Genomic DNA, 14,424 nt, shown 5'->3' with positions numbered 1-14,424 from the left:
ATGACTCGCTGAGACATTATGGCAGAATCTGCCACCCCGATTTAGCCTGTGGTCAGCCGACCTCCCCTTACCAGTGCCGTTAGGGCGGCGGTGCCGGGCTGCTCGACCCCCAGGTGAAGTCGAAGGAGACAGTGTCATGACGTCGTCGCAGCTGTTGGTTCGTCCGCTCGCCCCGAGCGAGCTCATGTATTTCCGGTTCGGGCTCTACGTGGGGTACTCCACCCGAGTGCGCGGCAGGCTCGACCCCGCAGTGCTGACCCGGGCTTTCGAGACGTTGCGGGCCGCCTATCCGGTGCTGTCCACCCGGATGGTGCAGGATGACGAAAGCGGGCCCGCCATCGCGGCAGTGCCGGATGTCGCGGCCGCGCTGTTCGACGTGGCCGGTCCGGTCGAGGACCCGCTGTACGAGCTACCCGACCTGGACGGCCGGGCAGCGGCAATCCACACGGTGCGTGGTGGCGACGATACGGCCGCGGTGACCTTGCTGACCCATCACGCCATCGCCGATGGCCACCACTCGTTGCATCTGCTGTCGGAACTGTGGAAGTACTACACCGCCCACGCCGAAGGCGAGCCTGCCGCACCCGCACGTCATGCCTACCCGCATTCCCTGGAGCACCTGCTCGCGGCGCGCGGCGTCAGGGCCGCGCCCGCCCTCGAGCTGCCGGATACGGACGGGGTCGAATCATTGGCGGACACTTCGGCGAATCCGGCCGACCGTGTTCGTATCCGTTTGTCCGCCAACGTGACTCGGTCATTGCTGGCCACCGGTCGGCAGCACGGCACCACCATCAACGGATTGGTCTCGGCGGCGCTGCTCACCGCGACCGCGCAGAGCCGTGGCGTCGATATCGACACACTGCACTACACCTATCCCGTCGATCTGCGCAGCAGGGTCAGCCCCCGGATCGGATATCCCGAGGGGACCAACGTGTTGAGCATCGCCTACTTCGCCGCCGATCCACACAGCGAGCGCGACCTGCTCGCGCTCGCCCGGGCGGTCAGCGCCACGTTGCGCGAGTCGATCGCCACCGGCACCCTCTTCACCGGCGGTGCCGAACTCGCATCCATGTTGACGCCCGAAGCTTTGTCCAGCGCACTGATCTCGACGAACTGGGGTGTGATTCCGCCGCTACCCACCCCGGCGGACCTCACCATCGAGGACTTTCATCCCCTCATGTCGAACGCGCCGCTGCTTGCCCTCACGCCGCATGTCATCACGACCTACGACGGTCAGCTCACGATCGACACACGGGCGCATGCCCCGGACGCGGGCCGCCTCTTCGCCGAGCATCTGCACCGTTTGGCCGCGCTCTGATTCCTGGTTCGCGAATCCACTACTGCGGCAACATGGGGATGCTGCTCGGCTCGGCCACGGCGACCAGCACGACGACGTCGGCGTAGGGTGCGTCGCCGTGCCCGAGGCGATGGGCGAAGCGTGCCATGGGAATTCGCCACCGGTACTTCGCGGCGATCTCGGATTCGACGTAGGGGAGCAGCGTGCCCGCGGTCACCAGCTGGGCCTGGCCCTGCCGCTGATGCGAGCCGAGGGCGGGCGTGCCGCGCCGGTCACCCGGCTGCACCAGCACGCGGCCGTCCCGGGCCAACTGTTCGGCCTCGGCGGATTTCGAGGACACCCGGAAGGCGAGCTGGGTGTCGCCGATCGGAATGACCAACCGGGGCACGGTCGTCAGCTGCCGCGGACCGGTAATCCTGGTCACCAGCACGGTTTTGGCGTCGCGCCATTCCGCCGCCACAGCGGAATGACCACTGCGCCAGGGTGATTGCCCTCGGGTGTCCGGTCGCGCGACCTGTCCGCTGTCCGCCGTCAGATCGACCAGGGTGTCTGTCATCGCGTTCGTTCCTTCCCCTGCGGAATTGCTGCTGAATCGGCGCGGGCCCCGGCGAAGTGCGCTGCCCGCATTCATCAGCCGTACCCCGCGGATCGCCGATCAATCGCGTTCGATCACCGCTTTCGCCGGATGGCGCTGCGGGATCGGCCGCATTGCGTCGGAAGTCGTTGTGGCCGAGCCGTTCCGCCTGGACACGGCTGTTGCCGCCGAGGGAAGGATCGGCCCCGGCGGCAACAACACAGCGGCGCGGCCGAATGCTGTGGGGTAGGGCTCGCGCCAGGTCAGCCGGGCGAAAGCAGCTGACCGGAACCAGGTTATGACGTCCGCGCGACAAGGGGCAGAGTCGTTCGTCCCGGTTGTGGCGGACCTTCGGTCCGACTTCGCCGCCGAGCAGGTCCCGTGCGCGGGGACGAAGGTCATCGGACGGGTCGCCGAAGGTCATTTCCTTTGCAAGGGGGGTGTTTTCGGGGGATGCCCGGTGTTTACGGTCGGCTCGGCCGCGTGTCGTTCGCGGGCCGACGGCGACCTGCGCCGAGGTGTGAGGAGGGTGTGGTGACAGCGGTAACTCCCAAGCCGGAACCGGAATTGGTGGCGCGGCGGCCGTATCCGGCGCGGCGGTTGCCGAAGGGTTCGGCGCTGTATCGGATGGTCACCACGACCGATCCGAAGGTGCTGGGTCAGATGTATCTGGTGACCTCGATGACGTTCTTTCTGATCGCGGGTGTCATGGGGTTGCTGATCCGCGGTGAGCTGGCGCGGCCGGGTCTGCAGTTCCTTTCCCCGGAGCAGTACAACCAGCTGTTCACCATGCACGGCACGATCATGTTGCTGTTCTATGCGACTTCGATCATCTTCGGGTTCGCGAATATCTTGGTGCCGTTGCAGATCGGGGCTCCGGATGTGGCGTTTCCGCGGTTGAACGCGTTGAGCTATTGGCTCTATCTGTTCGGTGCTTCGATGGCGACCGCCGGTTTCGTGACGCCGGGTGGCGCCGCCGATTTCGGTTGGACGGCGTATGTGCCGCTGACCGACATCATCCACTCGCCGGGGGTGGGTGCGGATCTGTGGATTCTCGGTGTGGGGGTCTCGGGCCTCGGCACGATTCTGGGTGGGGTGAACATGATCACCACGGTGGTGTGCCTGCGTGCCCCGGGTATGACGATGTTCCGGTTGCCGATCTTCACCTGGAACGTCGTCGTGGCGAGTGTGCTGATGCTGATGGTGTTTCCGCTGCTGACCGCGGCGGCACTGGCGCTGTTCTACGACCGGCATCTCGGCGGGCACATCTACGATCCGGCGACCGGCGGGGTCATCCTGTTCCAGCATCTGTTCTGGTTCTTCGGTCATCCCGAGGTCTATGTCATCGCGTTGCCGTTCTTCGGCATCGTGTCCGAGATCTTTCCGGTGTTCGCGCGGAAACCGATCTTCGGTTACACGGCACTGGTGTATGCGACGTTGGGGATCGCGGCGCTGTCGGTGGCGGTGTGGGCGCATCACATGTACGCCACGGGAGCCGTTCTGCTGCCCTGGTTTTCGTTGATGACGTTCTTGATCGCAGTGCCGACGGGGGTGAAGTTCTTCAACTGGATCGGCACCATGTGGCGCGGTCAGCTGACCTTCGAATCACCGATGCTGTTCTCGCTCGGCTTCCTGGTGACCTTCCTTTTCGGTGGTCTGTCCGGTGTGATCCTGGCCAGCCCGCCGCTGGACTTCCACATCAGCGACACGTATTTCGTGGTCGCGCACTTCCATTACACGTTGTTCGGCACCGTCGTGTTCGCCACCTTCGCCGGTATCTACTTCTGGTTCCCGAAGATCACCGGCCGGATGGCCGACGAGCGTCTCGCGAGATGGCACTTCTGGACCACCTTCTTCGGCTTCCACCTCACGTTCCTGGCCCAGCATTGGCTCGGGAACGCCGGCATGCCGCGGCGCTACGCCGACTACCTGCCCGGCGACGGATTCACCACGCTCAACACGATTTCCACGATCGGGGCCTTCGTGCTGGGCGGGTCGATGATCCCGTTCCTGTGGAACGTCTTCAAGAGCTACCGCTACGGGCAGGTCGTGACCGTGGACGATCCGTGGGGCTACGGCAACTCACTGGAATGGGCCACCACCTGCCCGCCGCCACGGCACAACTTCTACGAGCTACCCCGAATCCGTTCCGAGCGCCCGGCTTTCGAGCTGCACTACCCGCACATCGTCGACCGGATGCGGTCCGAAGCGCACGTGGGCCGGCGGCACCGTCAACCTTCGCGATAGTCGAGAGTCGCGGCTGCTGTGATCCGGGCACGGCTGCGCTGACAGCTTCCGCCGAAGCGGTGCGGAGAACCCGCTGGCCTTTGGGCGCGGCCTTCTGTATCGTTCTAGTAGAACGTTTCAGTAGCCCGTGGGGAGTTGTCCGGCATGCCACCCAAAGCGACCATGAAGTCCGTTGCGGCGGCGGTGGGGGTCTCGCTGTCGACGGTGTCGAATGCCTACAACCGGCCCGAGCAGCTCTCGGCTGCGGTGCGGGAACGGATTTTCGAGGCGGCTCGGGAGCTGGGCTACACCGGTCCCGACGCGGCGGCGCGGACGCTGCGCGGCCGGCGGGCCGGTGCGATCGGCCTGATCCTCACCGAAGAGCTGTCCTACGCGTTCTCCGACCCGTTCGCGGTCGGGCTGCTGGCCGGGTTGAGCGAGGTGGCCGAACGCACCAGCACCGGCCTGCTGCTGATTCCGTTGCCGCGCTATGAGTTCGGCGCCGACGAGCAGGCCATCCGGGAGTCCGTCGAGGCGGTGCGCAACGCGGTGGTCGACGGGATCGCGGCCTACTGCGTCGACCCGGGCCATCCCGCGCTGGACGTGGTCGCGGCCCGTGGTCTGCCGTTCGCGCATTCCGACGACGAGTTTCCGGGACGCCGCGTGGTGATCGATGAGGCGGCCGCGACCAAGGCGGTCGGCGCGCATCTGGCGAAACTCGGCCATACCCGGGTGGCCGCGGTCGTCGACTGCGGCCGCGACGCTCCGGGCGTCCGCGAGATCAGCGATCTGTCGGTGCTCTACAACAACGCCCGGCTGCGGATCGGTGGCCTGCGCGACGGTCTCGGTCCGGATGCCGAGATCACCGTCGTCTCCGGCGGCCACAACTCGGTCGACTCCGGAATCGCCGGCGCCGAACTGGTATTGGATCGGCGCGACCGCCCCACCGCGATCGCCGCCATGGGCGACGTGCTCGCGCTGGGTGTCCTCGAAGCCATGCGGCGGCGCGGACTCACCCCGGGGCGCGATATCTCGGTCACCGGTTTCGACGACATCTCGGCCGCGGAGGCGGCCGGCCTCACCACGATCAGGCAACCGATCCGGCTGAAGGGTCAGTTGCTCGGGCGCATGCTGCTCGACCCCGATTACACCGAGGAACGAGTCGTGCTGCCCACCGAATTGATCGTCCGCTCCAGCACCGGACCGGTGCGCGGCTGACGATCCGAAAGGAATGACAATGAATCCTGTCGCGGCCACCATGGCCGTCAAAGCTGTTCGTGCGCAAGCCGACTCGGCCCTGCCGGAAGCGCCGGTGGTGCGCGCGGAACCGGCGCGGAACTCCCCGGCACGGCGCTGGATCACCGCCTATCTGCGCGCGTCGGCGCACCGGCGGACCTCGCTGGCCGATCGCCTCGACCACAGCCGGGCGACTCGCACAGCCTCCGCCGCCCGATCGCTCGGTGTCGCCGGTGGCTGCCCGGGCGGCCGCGCATCCACCTGTACGCCCTGAGCTACAGCACGGCAAGAATGAGGGCGGCCAGCAGCGCCAGGCCGAAGGCCGCCAGGACGGCGAGCATGAGCGCGCGCAGCAACCCCGGCCCGCCGGCTCGCGCGATGAAGTAGCCCGCACCGCCGCCGAGCGCGGCGAGCACGAATCCTTCGCCTTTGACCAGATAGAACACCGAGGCCATGGCCGCGTTGCCCGCCTCGCCGAAACCCTGCGCGTGGTCGCCGAACGGGATCGGGAACCGGTAGACCACACCGACCAGGGCGGCCGCCACCGGGGCCGACAGCACGGCCGCGATCAGGCCCCAGGCCGCCACCGCCCACAGCGCGGGCAGGCCCAGCCGCTCTCCTTCGATCCCCATGCACGCCCTTTCTGCTCGCCACGTGTTTGTTCAGCGCAAGGCTCAACTGTAGGGGTGTGGTTGCGGGAACCGGGCCTGCTCTAGAACCGGAGGTTAGGGGCGCGCCTGTGCGCATGCCTAGGGTGAGACATGGTCTCGACTCCTCAGCGGCGGCCGCGCGCCGACGCGGTCCGCAACATCGAGCGCATTCTGGGTGCCGCACGGGCGGTGTTCGCCGAGCACGGCCCGGACGCGCAGTTGAGTGCGGTCGCTCGGCGTGCCGGAGTGGGTGAGGCAACGCTGTATCGGCATTTCGCGGGCCGGGACGAATTGATTCACGCCGTGCTCGCGCGGCGCTTCGACGAGGCAATCGCGCCGGTGGCCGCCGCGGCGCTGGACACCGCGGATCCGTGGCAGGCGATGGTCGACATGCTGACCGTGGTGCTCGAGGTGGCCGCGGACGAGCAGCGCACGATCGCGGCCGCGCAGTCGCCGGATATCTTCTCCGGGTTGGCCGCACAGTATTTCGAGGCGTTCGGTGTCGTGCTGCGACGGGCGCAGGATGCGGGGGTGGTGCGCGGCGATCTCGTCGCCGCCGATCTGCCCCGGTTGACCACGATGTTGATCGGCGCGCAGCGGCTCGGCGGCGCCGCTGACGCCATGTTCCTCGGGATGGGCAGTGCGGGACGAGGACCGGTCGAGGGGTGGCGGCGCTATCTCGCGCTGATGCTGGACGCGATGCGGCCCGCCGCGGCCACCGCGTTGCCACCGTTCGATGCGGCCGCGGCCACGGAATCACCGCGCGGCCGTTGAGTTCTCGCTGATCAGAACGCCCGTCCGGGCTTGTAACGAGAGTCGACTCTCACTTGTGCTACCTTCGGGGCAGCGACACAAGTGAGAGTCGACTCTTGCTTATTTGTCGCGTTCCTGCGTGCTGAGTGAATGGGATTCGATCGATGACGCACACCGCCTCCGTACCGTTCTATCGACGACGAGAACGATTCGACCCGACCGCCGAACTCGTACGGCGCCGAGAAACCCTGCCGGTCAGCCGAGTCGAGCTGCCGATGGGCCCGGTGGCCGTCCCGGTGTGGCTGGTCACCCGCTACCACGATGCCAGGCAGGTGCTGAACGACGCTGCGCTGTACAGCAATTCGTTCGATCGCATGGCCGAGCACCTCGCCGGACTGCTCGGCGCGCAGGCCGCCGCCCGGATGGCCGATGTCGCACCCGGGCCGCTCGTCGTCGCCGATCCGCCGGAGCACACCCGCCTGCGCCGGGTGCTGACACCGCAGTTCACGGTCGCCCGGATGCGCAGGCTACAACCCCGCATCGCGCAGATCGTCGCGGAACACCTGGATGCGATGGCCGCGCACGGCGGTCCCGTCGACCTGGTCCAGAGCTTCGCGCTGCCGGTGCCGTCGCTGGTGATCTGCGAGCTGCTCGGCGTGCCGTACGCCGACCGCGCCGAATTCCAGCAGTGGGGCGCCGCCCAGCTCGATCGGTCGCTGAGCACCGTCGAACGCGCCGCCGCTGGAGCCGAATCACGCTGGTACATGGCCGAATTGGTGCGCAGGCAACGAGCCGACCCGGGCGAGGATCTGCTGGGCATGCTCGTTCGCGAGCACGGCGCCGCGCTCTCCGACGCGGATCTGGTCGGTATCGGCGCGCTGCTGCTGCTCGCCGGGCACGAGACCACCGCGAGCATGCTGGCATTGAGCACCCTGCTGTTGCTCGACCATCCGGACCAGTGGACGCTGCTGCGCGACGATCCGGCCAGTACGGATCGGGCGGTCGAGGAGCTGCTGCGCTATCTCTCTATCGTGCATCACCCCGGTATGCGAACGGCGCTGCGGGACACGGTGGTCGGTGGCCAGACGATCGCCGCGGGCGATATGGTGCTCTGTTCGATTCCCGGCGCGAACCGCGATCCCGCGCTGGGGCCCGACGGTGACACCTTCGATATTTCCAGGAAGCCCAGCGGCCATCTGGCTTTCGGTCACGGCATCCACCACTGCGTCGGCGCACCCCTGGCCCGCCTGGAACTGCGGATCGCGCTACCGGAACTGGCTCGCCGGTTTCCCGCGCTGCGCTTGGCCGTGTCGCCGGACGAACTCGTGTTCCGGGCGGATTCCATCGTCTACGGTGTGCAGTCGCTGCCGGTGCGGTGGTAGTGGCGCATGCGAATTCAGGTGGATCGAAATGCGTGTATCGGGTCGGGAAACTGTGTGCTCGCCGCGGCGGCGGTGTTCGACCAGGACGACGACACCGGTCTGGTCCGTGTCGTGGCGGAGCGACCGGCGCCCGCGCATCGGCTCGCGGTCGGGGACGCGGTGACGCGCTGCCCGGCCGGTGCGATCACCGTGCTCGAGGATGAGAAAACAAGTCCGGCAAAGACATCCAAAATGCTGGTCGCCAAGACGATCGTGGTCGACGTCGGGGTGCCTTACGCCGCCTACCTGGCGCTGACGCTCGCGGGGGTTTCCGATGTCGTCGCGCTCGTCGCCGCCGGCGGTGTCTCCGCGCTGCGGGTCGGGGTGAGCTATCTCAGGCATCACCGGGTGGGTGCGCTGTCGGTCCTCGTGCTGAGTCGATTCGTGCTCGGCATCCTGGCCGGACTGCTGACCGGCAATGCCACGGTCGTGCTGCTCAAAGACCCGATCATCACCGCGGTGATGGGCGCGGTGATCCTGGTGTCGCTGGCGCTGTGGCGGCCGTTGACCTATTACATCCGAAGAGATTTCGTCCCGGACGGACTCAGCTGGGACGAAGCCTGGCGGCAGTCGGGAGCCTTCCGGCGACAGCAGCGCACCGTCGCCGCGGTGTGGGGGATCGGCCTCATCGCGGAATCGCTGGTGCGGGTCGCGCTCGTGCTCACCAGCCCGGTGCAGGTGGCGGCCGTCGCGTCGCCACTGGTCGGCACCGGGTGCATCCTGCTGCTGTTCGCGTGGATGAACTGGCATGTGCGGGTCGGCGAACCGGTGAAAGGGCAAGCGCCAGTGCGTCGATGAGCTCACGACCGGCACTCCGTCACTGTCCTTGCTCGAAGTCGAACAGAGCCGGCACATTGGAGATGGTGCTCGCCGAGAATGAGGGGTTGGCGCGCTTCGGCGGGCGAGTCCGCGGATCCGGTGATCCCGCCGGATCCGGCTCGCCGTGCGTCAACCGATGCTGAAGGGCTGTCCCCACAGGGTGACCACCGAATTCACCGTGGCGGTGGCGACTTTCACGCGGACGAAGGCGCGGGCCTGGGCGTAGCCCGCACAGCCTTGCACGCCGATGGTGGAGTCGGCCCAGGTGACGCTGCCGCTCGTGCCCTTGAATTTGTTTCGGGTGCTGTGCGATTCGTTGCCGAAGTCGTCGGCTTCTTCTTGGTCGAGCAGATACAGGGACTTGGCTTGACCGGGACCGAGGGTGAGGTTGCCGCCCGCCTTGCCGCCGATCTCCGGTTTCTTGCCCTCCCAGTCTGTCTTGGCGTCGACGCCGCCGTTCACGCCGCCGCCTTTGAGCGTGACCTGGCAGCCCACCACGTAGCCGGGATAGATTTTGCCGCCGACAGCGTCGGAGCCGGACAGTTCGACCTGTGCCGAGCCCGACACCCACGCGTTGCGGTGGACGGGGGTGGCGCCCATGGACGGGCTGATGGTGGCGGATTCGCCGACCAGCCGGACCGTCAGCACCGTGCCGTCCGAGAGCGTCTTGGTGAGCTCGCCGCCCGGCAGCGCGACGACGGTGTCGGCGTGGGCGGCGGTGGGGCACAGGCCGAGGGCCGCGGTCGCGGCGACGCCGGTGGCCAGGCGTGCCACAGTGCGATTGATCATCGAGAAATCCTTGGGGTCGAATGCTGTTGCGCGAGTGGGGCTTCGGGGTCAGCCGATGCTGAACGGCTGGCCGTAGAGGGAGACCTTGGCGTAGTTGTCGCCGATGATCTCGGCCACCGTGTACGAACGCGCCTGCGCGTAGCCCGCACAGCCCTGGATCTGTATTTCGACATCGCGGTACTCGATCGAGTAGCTGCCGGGGCGCAGGATGTCCTTGCCCTCGATATCGACGAAGCTCACCTGGCCGGGCCCGAGCTTCAGGCCGATCGAGCCACCCACTTTTCCGCTGGTGACGTTGACGCCGGCGGACAAGCCCGCGGAAATGGCGTTGTCGCTGATACTGACCTGGCAGCCGACGATATAGCCCGTGCTGAGCCGCGACGCTCCGTGCGTCGAGGAGTTGTTGGTGCCTGGCGCGTTCTTGGCGCCGTTGTTGGGTCCGGGTTTGCCCTGCGGGGTCGTCGTCACGTCCGCGGTCACCGTCCCGGTCAGCCACGCGACGCGTCCGGCGCCGTTGGCCGCCAGCGACGGCGAGACCAGCGCGCTTTCCTGTGTGCGACTGATCTTCACGCCGGGGCCGAGTCGTTCCCCGTCCGGTAGCGGCACAAAGGTGTCGGCGTGCGCCGCACCGGTAGCCGACAACCCGAGCGCCACAGTCGCCACGACACCGAGCCCGGCAGCTCGTACGCCGCGGTTGCCCGCGCGAAATCTATTCATGCCTACCCTCATCACCTTGCAGGGGTGCGAATTACGCACCGCGAGAACAGATCACCGCTCCGTCCGTGCGCCGGAGCGGTGATCGCGCTGAGCGTAGGCCCGCCCCGCCGCCCCCGGCCATCCCCCAACCGGCCGAACCTCCCCTCCGTCCGGCTGGTCAATCCTGGTGGAGGGGGAGGCCTTCGGTGGTGAGGTGGTGGTGCAGGGCGGTGCGGCCGGTGGCGAAGAGGAGCAGGGCTTTGATGGGGCCGTGGATTTCTCGGCCGGTGCCGTAGGACCAGTCGATGTCGGTGGCGCACAGGCGGATGCCGTCGAGGCGATGCCGGGCGAAGACCGGCCAGCCGATGGTGGCGGCGCGCTGGGTGGCGACGGCCGCGGCGAATGGCGGCAGGTCGAGGGTGCGGCCGAGCGGAATCGCGATGTCCTGACCGTGCACCATCGTGTCGAACAGGATGTTGCGGTAGTTGGTGAGTTTCGGCAGAGAACGGTCCGCCGCGTGCTCGTCGATATCCGAAATAAGCTGTGCGACAGGATGTTCGGCGTAGTCGGTGGTGAGCTGGTCGATCATCCGATTGTAGTTCCCGCGCGCCCGGGCCGCGGCGGTGATCATCGCCCGGATCGAGGGGACCTGCGGGGTGAGGGCCAGATGTGCGGCGACGTCGCGAACGCGCCATCCGGCGCACAGCGAGGGGCTTTCCCATTCGCCGGGAGTCAGTTCGGTGAGCAGGGCGGCGATCGCGCGGCGCTGGGCTTCGATGACCCGCCAGCTGCCTTCGCGGTCCAGCGTGACTTGTTCGGTCGGCATAACGCACCTCCCGCTAGCATTGGTCAGTGACTCTGACTAGTATCGTCAGTCTCTCGTACTAATGTCAAGGAGCGTGATGGCAGACGAGCAGCTCAACGTGGGTCTGCTGATGATGATCGCCTACCGATCGATGGAGAACCGGGTCTTCGCGGCGCTGGCGGAGTCCGGCTACGGCGACCTCACCGTCGCGCAGGGCCGGATCGTCGCGCAGATCGGTGCGGCGGGCACCCGGCTCACCGAACTGGCCGAGCGGGCTCAGGTGACCAAGCAGACCGCGGGCTTCCTGGTCGACCAACTGGAACGTGCCGGTTACGTGGAACGCGTCGCGGACCCCAGCGACGGTCGCGCCCGCCTCGTCCGGCTGACCGCGCGCGGGCAAGCGGGCGCGACGTACGCGAACTCGGTCGCCGAGCAGGTGCAGATGGAATGGGCCGAGCAACTCGGACCCGCGAGCATGCGCCAATTGCGTCGAACGATGACCCGGTTGCGCGCGATCACCGACCCCTACGCTTGAGTGGGCAACGCGGACAGCGGATTTCGTTCCTTCCCGGTCGACCCCTGTCGAAAGTCCTCGGGCGCAAGTAAAATGGAGGCATTATCCGGGGGCATAAGGAGGGGCCATGTCAACTGGTCCGCGAAATTCGAAACATGGTCGGCGTAGCGTCGTTCGAGTAGCTCGGGCTGCCACCATTCTGGCGGTGTTCACCAGCTTCGCCCTGGTTCCCGCCGAATCCGCCGCGCAACCATATCCGATCTACGGTGCGATCCGCATCGAATACGATGCGGCCGGCGGCGTCGCCTTCTTCGGTATCGCGGTGAACCCGGAGTCCGACGCTTCCCGCGGCGGGCGCTGGCAGGCGTTCGAGAAGGACAGTTCGATCTATTGGCATCCGCTGGTTTCCGACGGACATGCCAATCAGATCGGCGGTGCGATCCGCGCCAAATGGGGTGAACTCGGATGGGAGGACGGCGCTCTGCGGTATCCGACCAGCCGGGAAATGCCCACCCGGAAACCTGGGCGTTTCAACCACTTCGAGGGCGGCACCATCCATTGGTCCCGGGCCACCGGTGCGCACAACACCTGGGGCGCGATCCGCGACAAGTGGGCGACGATGTCCTGGGAGGACGGCAGGCTCGGGTTCCCCGCCACCGACGAATTCCGTGCGAAGAACAACGGCGCGGGCCAGCATTTCGAGGGCGGCTCGATCTACTGGTCGGCCGATACCGGCGCCCGCGCGGTGGTCGGCGCGATCCGCGAGATCTGGGCGAGCCAGAACTGGGAGAACGGCCGCTACGGGTACCCGATCAGCGACGAGTACGACTACAACGACGGCCGCGCCCAGGATTTCCAGGGCGGCCGCATCGAATGGCAGCCGCCCCGCTGACCGATCCGGTTCACACCCACTCGGTCAATCGGACGATGAGACCGTTCGGGTCCCGCATCTGGAAGTACCGTTCGCCCGAACTGCCTTCCCATTCCGAGAAACCGAGCGGAGTGACGATCTCGACGCCGGCCTCGGCCAACCGGGAATGCTCGGCGTCCACGTCGGTGACGACGAGAACGATGATCATTCCTTTACTCAGGGCGCCCGCCACGGACTCGGGCCGGAAGTCCGGCGCGCCGACGCGCAGGAACGCCAGATGCAAATCCGCGGCGGCGGAGAAAATCACCGCGAGCCCCTCGTCGGTGATCGTCTCCGTGAAATCCAGATGTTCGATCATGAATTTCGCCGAAGCGTCCGGATCGGGAACGTTGATCATTACCGCGCCGCCGAGGACATTCAAGCCGCCGCTCCCTTCGCCGGGTCAGCACGAGGATGTGTTCGCTTTCGCGCTCGGTTGCGCCGAACGCCGTGACGCCGCATATCGGGGGCGGGCAAGATGACTTCGTTCAGCCCGCTGTCTGCTCATCGTATAGTCCGCAGCCCGGGCTCCCTTCGTGACTTACGCCATGCGCGTCCTCGCCGCCGGGCAGGTCAACCGCAGAGTGCGAGTTGGGTGAACGCGTGCAGCGCGAAGTCGATGGGGTGTGGTTGCGGCTTTTGTGCGGAATCGAGCTGGTTCCACCGCTGCATGTTCACCGCCAGCGCCAGCTGCCGTTGCCCGTCGGCGCTGATCATGGCCATCGCACCGCTGCCCCAGGCGGAGCCGTCGTGGCCCCAGAAAACGCCGTGACCGGGCACGGTTAGCTTGTGCAGGCCGAGACCGTAGGTGATGGTCTTGCCCTCGAACGAGATGACCGGGCCGGTCTGCTGCATCTGCGCCAGTGACGACGGGCTGACGATGGCGCCCGCCAGCAACAGGCGATAGAAGCGGTTCATATCCGTGACGGTCGAGATGAGCGAGGCGGACGGGCCGACCCACGACATGTCGAAGACGCTGAAGTCACGCGGCGGATCGAACATGCCGAACCATGCCTCGTAGTGCAGGGCGTGTGGACCGGTGAGGTAGGGCTCGGTGGGGAGTTCGGTGTCCGGCAGTCCGGCGCGGTTGATGACGTCGCGGGTAATGCACTTTTCTGCGGACAGACCGCTGACCAGCTCCAGAAGTTGGCACAGCAGAAGATAATTCGTGTTCGAGTACACGCCGGGTGTACCACCGGGGGCGCCGACCGCGGGCGCACCGACACCCAGCTCGATCAACTCGACGGGGTGGAAGCGGGTGAACCTGTTGTCCTCCAGGCTTTTCGGTGTCGTCTTGCCGATAGCCGGGAAAGCGGCGAGCGAAGGGTAGGCCAGCGGTAGATATTCGGCGAGACCGCTGGTGTGGTTGATCAACATCCGCACGGTGATCGCTGCGCCGCGCGGACCGGGAACCAGGTGCGGCAGGTAGTGGGCGATCGGTGTGTCCAAAGCAATTTCGCCGTTCTCGACCTGTCGCAACACCGCGGCGGCGGTGAAGGTCTTGGTGATGCTGCCGACCCGGTGCCGCATCTCGGTGGTGACCGGTCTGCCGGTGGCCAGGTCGGCGACTCCGGCTGCGCCGCGCCAGGTTTGGTCGCCGGCCCGGACTTCGGCGAAGGCGCCGGGCAGTCCTGCGGCGTGGACGGCGTCCAGGGCTGCTTGCAGTGCTGCGGGATCAAAAGTGTTGTGCACGACAGCTGTCCTCTCGTTGTCGATGGGTGAGCCCCGGGTGGC

General features: G+C 67.0%; 17 protein-coding genes. 10 read left to right on the top strand and 7 right to left on the bottom strand.

Features of this window, described 5'->3' with window-relative positions; all coding sequences use genetic code 11:
- Positions 1 to 136: 136 nt before the first annotated feature.
- Positions 137 to 1,318 carry a phthiocerol/phthiodiolone dimycocerosyl transferase family protein gene (locus O3I_RS22305; protein ID WP_014985241.1) on the top strand — a complete coding sequence of 394 codons (1,182 nt, stop codon included), beginning with the start codon at positions 137 to 139 and terminating at the stop codon, positions 1,316 to 1,318.
- Positions 1,319 to 1,337: 19 nt separating this feature from the next.
- Here the strand turns inward: O3I_RS22305 and O3I_RS22300 are convergent, their stop codons facing one another.
- Positions 1,338 to 1,853 (bottom strand): hypothetical protein, encoded by a 516-nt coding sequence (locus tag O3I_RS22300; RefSeq protein WP_014985240.1) that lies wholly within the window; start codon positions 1,851 to 1,853, stop codon positions 1,338 to 1,340.
- Between O3I_RS22300 and O3I_RS22295 the strand changes: the two genes are divergently transcribed.
- The 4 genes from O3I_RS22295 to O3I_RS22280 all read left to right on the top strand — a co-directional run bounded on the left by O3I_RS22295 (position 1,843) and on the right by O3I_RS22280 (position 5,607).
- Positions 1,843 to 2,121, top strand: coding sequence for a hypothetical protein (locus O3I_RS22295; protein WP_014985239.1), 279 nt, complete (start codon positions 1,843 to 1,845; stop codon positions 2,119 to 2,121). The two genes, O3I_RS22300 and O3I_RS22295, sit on opposite strands and share 11 nt — an antisense overlap.
- A gap of 284 nt (positions 2,122 to 2,405) precedes the next feature.
- Positions 2,406 to 4,118 carry a cytochrome c oxidase subunit I gene (gene ctaD / locus O3I_RS22290; protein ID WP_014985237.1) on the top strand — a complete coding sequence of 571 codons (1,713 nt, stop codon included), beginning with the start codon at positions 2,406 to 2,408 and terminating at the stop codon, positions 4,116 to 4,118.
- 144 nt (positions 4,119 to 4,262) lie between these two features.
- On the top strand, positions 4,263 to 5,315 hold the full coding sequence (locus tag O3I_RS22285) for a LacI family DNA-binding transcriptional regulator (RefSeq protein WP_014985236.1): 1,053 nt from the start codon (positions 4,263 to 4,265) through the stop codon (positions 5,313 to 5,315).
- Between the two features lie 19 nt (positions 5,316 to 5,334).
- Positions 5,335 to 5,607 carry a hypothetical protein gene (locus tag O3I_RS22280; protein WP_014985235.1) on the top strand — a complete coding sequence of 91 codons (273 nt, stop codon included), beginning with the start codon at positions 5,335 to 5,337 and terminating at the stop codon, positions 5,605 to 5,607.
- Position 5,608: 1 nt separating this feature from the next.
- On the opposite strand, the gene O3I_RS22275 is transcribed toward O3I_RS22280, so the two are convergent.
- A complete protein-coding gene (locus O3I_RS22275) occupies positions 5,609 to 5,965 on the bottom strand; it encodes a hypothetical protein (protein WP_014985234.1) in 357 nt (118 codons plus the stop codon).
- Positions 5,966 to 6,094: 129 nt separating this feature from the next.
- Between O3I_RS22275 and O3I_RS22270 the strand changes: the two genes are divergently transcribed.
- The 3 genes from O3I_RS22270 (at position 6,095) to O3I_RS22260 (ending at position 8,955) form a co-directional block, all read left to right on the top strand.
- Complete coding sequence (locus tag O3I_RS22270) at positions 6,095 to 6,757, top strand: TetR/AcrR family transcriptional regulator (protein ID WP_014985233.1); 663 nt, start codon at positions 6,095 to 6,097, stop codon at positions 6,755 to 6,757.
- Positions 6,758 to 6,900: 143 nt separating this feature from the next.
- Entirely contained in the window at positions 6,901 to 8,118 is a 1,218-nt protein-coding gene (locus tag O3I_RS22265; RefSeq protein ID WP_014985232.1) for a cytochrome P450, read from the top strand.
- 6 nt (positions 8,119 to 8,124) lie between these two features.
- Complete coding sequence (locus tag O3I_RS22260; RefSeq protein ID WP_081594074.1) at positions 8,125 to 8,955, top strand: VC0807 family protein; 831 nt, start codon at positions 8,125 to 8,127, stop codon at positions 8,953 to 8,955.
- 150 nt (positions 8,956 to 9,105) lie between these two features.
- On the opposite strand, the gene O3I_RS22255 is transcribed toward O3I_RS22260, so the two are convergent.
- The 3 genes from O3I_RS22255 to O3I_RS22245 all read right to left on the bottom strand — a co-directional run bounded on the left by O3I_RS22255 (position 9,106) and on the right by O3I_RS22245 (position 11,287).
- Positions 9,106 to 9,765 (bottom strand): MspA family porin, encoded by a 660-nt coding sequence (locus O3I_RS22255; RefSeq protein WP_014985230.1) that lies wholly within the window; start codon positions 9,763 to 9,765, stop codon positions 9,106 to 9,108.
- Between the two features lie 48 nt (positions 9,766 to 9,813).
- Positions 9,814 to 10,482, bottom strand: a complete 669-nt coding sequence (locus O3I_RS22250) for an MspA family porin (RefSeq protein ID WP_041562774.1) — start codon at positions 10,480 to 10,482, stop codon at positions 9,814 to 9,816.
- Between the two features lie 157 nt (positions 10,483 to 10,639).
- Positions 10,640 to 11,287, bottom strand: coding sequence for a maleylpyruvate isomerase family mycothiol-dependent enzyme (locus tag O3I_RS22245; RefSeq protein ID WP_014985228.1), 648 nt, complete (start codon positions 11,285 to 11,287; stop codon positions 10,640 to 10,642).
- Positions 11,288 to 11,363: 76 nt separating this feature from the next.
- Here O3I_RS22245 and O3I_RS22240 point away from each other — a divergent pair, with 76 nt between their 5' ends.
- Both O3I_RS22240 and O3I_RS22235 read left to right on the top strand, forming a co-directional pair.
- Positions 11,364 to 11,801, top strand: coding sequence for a MarR family winged helix-turn-helix transcriptional regulator (locus O3I_RS22240; RefSeq protein WP_014985227.1), 438 nt, complete (start codon positions 11,364 to 11,366; stop codon positions 11,799 to 11,801).
- 184 nt (positions 11,802 to 11,985) lie between these two features.
- On the top strand, positions 11,986 to 12,672 hold the full coding sequence (locus tag O3I_RS22235) for an LGFP repeat-containing protein (protein ID WP_014985226.1): 687 nt from the start codon (positions 11,986 to 11,988) through the stop codon (positions 12,670 to 12,672).
- Between the two features lie 10 nt (positions 12,673 to 12,682).
- Here O3I_RS22235 and O3I_RS22230 read toward each other — a convergent pair whose 3' ends face one another.
- Together O3I_RS22230 and O3I_RS22225 are read right to left on the bottom strand one after the other, a co-directional pair.
- Positions 12,683 to 13,072 carry a VOC family protein gene (locus O3I_RS22230; RefSeq protein WP_148282704.1) on the bottom strand — a complete coding sequence of 130 codons (390 nt, stop codon included), beginning with the start codon at positions 13,070 to 13,072 and terminating at the stop codon, positions 12,683 to 12,685.
- 191 nt (positions 13,073 to 13,263) lie between these two features.
- On the bottom strand, positions 13,264 to 14,382 hold the full coding sequence (locus tag O3I_RS22225) for a serine hydrolase domain-containing protein (protein ID WP_041564158.1): 1,119 nt from the start codon (positions 14,380 to 14,382) through the stop codon (positions 13,264 to 13,266).
- Positions 14,383 to 14,424: the final 42 nt, after the last annotated feature.

The sequence above is a fragment of the Nocardia brasiliensis ATCC 700358 genome, from assembly GCF_000250675.2.
In the GTDB taxonomy this organism is placed as follows: domain Bacteria; phylum Actinomycetota; class Actinomycetes; order Mycobacteriales; family Mycobacteriaceae; genus Nocardia; species Nocardia brasiliensis_B.
Note: the sequence above shows the minus strand (reverse complement) of the source record. Positions and strands in the feature narration are given on the sequence as shown.

Coding starts and splice junctions, on each gene's coding strand:
- O3I_RS22305 (WP_014985241.1), top strand. CDS start 137: ATGACGTCGTCGCAGCTGTTGGTTCGTCCGCTCGCCCCGAGCGAGCTC.
- O3I_RS22300 (WP_014985240.1), bottom strand. CDS start 1,853: ATGACAGACACCCTGGTCGATCTGACGGCGGACAGCGGACAGGTCGCG.
- O3I_RS22285 (WP_014985236.1), top strand. CDS start 4,263: ATGCCACCCAAAGCGACCATGAAGTCCGTTGCGGCGGCGGTGGGGGTC.
- O3I_RS22280 (WP_014985235.1), top strand. CDS start 5,335: ATGAATCCTGTCGCGGCCACCATGGCCGTCAAAGCTGTTCGTGCGCAA.
- O3I_RS22275 (WP_014985234.1), bottom strand. CDS start 5,965: ATGGGGATCGAAGGAGAGCGGCTGGGCCTGCCCGCGCTGTGGGCGGTG.
- O3I_RS22270 (WP_014985233.1), top strand. CDS start 6,095: ATGGTCTCGACTCCTCAGCGGCGGCCGCGCGCCGACGCGGTCCGCAAC.
- O3I_RS22265 (WP_014985232.1), top strand. CDS start 6,901: ATGACGCACACCGCCTCCGTACCGTTCTATCGACGACGAGAACGATTC.
- O3I_RS22260 (WP_081594074.1), top strand. CDS start 8,125: ATGCGAATTCAGGTGGATCGAAATGCGTGTATCGGGTCGGGAAACTGT.
- O3I_RS22255 (WP_014985230.1), bottom strand. CDS start 9,765: ATGATCAATCGCACTGTGGCACGCCTGGCCACCGGCGTCGCCGCGACC.
- O3I_RS22250 (WP_041562774.1), bottom strand. CDS start 10,482: ATGAATAGATTTCGCGCGGGCAACCGCGGCGTACGAGCTGCCGGGCTC.
- O3I_RS22245 (WP_014985228.1), bottom strand. CDS start 11,287: ATGCCGACCGAACAAGTCACGCTGGACCGCGAAGGCAGCTGGCGGGTC.
- O3I_RS22240 (WP_014985227.1), top strand. CDS start 11,364: ATGGCAGACGAGCAGCTCAACGTGGGTCTGCTGATGATGATCGCCTAC.